Genomic DNA, 1474 nt, shown 5'->3' on the forward strand with positions numbered 1-1474 from the left:
TGGTGCTCGGCGGTGGATGAGTCGGTGGAAGCCGGCGTTGAATGCTTTTGCTATTGTTTTTGGTGATCGGTTGCCGCAGGTGGCTGGTCGCTAGATTTGTTGTGGGTTTACACCGTTAATCTGACAGACCCTCCTAGGTATCAAGTAGTACCTTTTGACCAGCAGATTGTAAGGCGAAGGAGAGTAATGCGATGAAGCGTATTTTTTTGTCGGTTGTGGTTGTTTTAGTTTTTGTATTGTCAGGATGTGGTTCTGTGAATCAGAAGAATGAGGCGGTTGAGCCTGATGCTAACGAGGTTTTTAGAGAGATGTACTCTGCAGTAACTGTTGCTGCTAGTGCGAATGGGAATGAGGCGAAGTTTCGGTGGAAGAATAATACGATGCCTTTTCCATATCAGGAAGCTTCGTGGGCTGATGTGACAGTTTTTCCCTGTGATGGAGGGACTAAAGGTAGAGTCTCGCTAATGGCAACTACTTATGACCAAGGGCTTGGCTCAAAGGACTTTTCTGCTCAGGTGGAGAAGGTGCGCACTGCATGGGAGTCTCGGGGGTTGCGTGTGAGGGATGTGGGTAGTAGTAAGAATAATCGTGAAATAGCGACTGATTTACCTCATGGCACTACAGTTGTTTATTCTGCTGGGGCTGGCGGCGAGTCGGTAGAGGCTTCTACTGAATGTTTTGCTGGTTTTAAGGGTGATGAGTCGTCGGCTGAGGTTTTCCCTGCGGAGAAGGCATAAAAACGGAACATGAGTATTCTGACGCAGAAGAATAAGAAGTAAATAATGATGGGTGCGCAATAAATACCTATTGTGCACCCATTCGTTTATTGTTTTCTCAGTGCGTTAGTACATCGCTGCGACATCGATAATCATTGCTGGTCCGTCGATTCGGGCGGAGTCCTTCATTTTATAGACATTTTTGTTGAGCGCGGCGAACTGTTTAGCGAGATCTTTGGTGTTCACCGTTGCAAGCAATTGATTGCGTAACCTGCGGTTAAATCCCGACATAATCCAAGCATCTGTACTCTTATACCTTTGACCAGCTACAAGAATTTTTACATGCCCCAAAATAGTAATCTCTTGTTCAAAGTCAACAGGGGTCTCCTTATCGATAAAGAAACCTGGTTCGAAATTAATGAATACATCCATGATATTTTCATGGGGTATATCAGATGGGTCAAGATGGTAGAGCAAATGAATATTAGGCAGCTCATTGATATGTACTGGGTTCAGCCCACACCTTCCACCCACACCCCACCGGAAGGAACAATAAAAACCATGCCCAACAAATACCCCCAAGAATTCAAAGAACGAGCGGTACGACTCGTCGGTGACCGGCTCAACCACTCCGACGCCCCGTCCATAACCGCAGCAATCAAAGACATCGCCCCTCGGCTAGGAATTTCCCACAACACTCTGGCCCGCTGGTGCAACAACGCCGCCCTCGACACCGGCAAAGAAATCACTACTACGAG

At 47.0% G+C, this 1474-nt stretch carries 3 protein-coding genes; 2 read left to right on the forward strand and 1 reads right to left on the reverse strand.

All coding sequences use genetic code 11. The features are described 5' to 3' along the window. Positions 1-191: 191 nt before the first annotated feature. Positions 192-737, forward strand: a complete 546-nt coding sequence (locus tag L6963_RS11645) for a hypothetical protein (RefSeq protein ID WP_237207713.1) — start codon at positions 192-194, stop codon at positions 735-737. 105 nt (positions 738-842) lie between these two features. Here L6963_RS11645 and L6963_RS11650 read toward each other — a convergent pair whose 3' ends face one another. Then, positions 843-1148 (reverse strand): hypothetical protein, encoded by a 306-nt coding sequence (locus L6963_RS11650; protein ID WP_237207712.1) that lies wholly within the window; start codon positions 1146-1148, stop codon positions 843-845. Between the two features lie 129 nt (positions 1149-1277). On the opposite strand from L6963_RS11650, the gene L6963_RS11655 reads away from it, so the two are divergent. Continuing rightward, positions 1278-1474 (forward strand): transposase (locus tag L6963_RS11655; protein WP_237207711.1); only part of this gene is annotated, 197 nt, incomplete at its 3' end.

This window comes from Rothia nasimurium (assembly GCF_928392795.1).
GTDB lineage: Bacteria > Actinomycetota > Actinomycetes > Actinomycetales > Micrococcaceae > Rothia > Rothia nasimurium_F.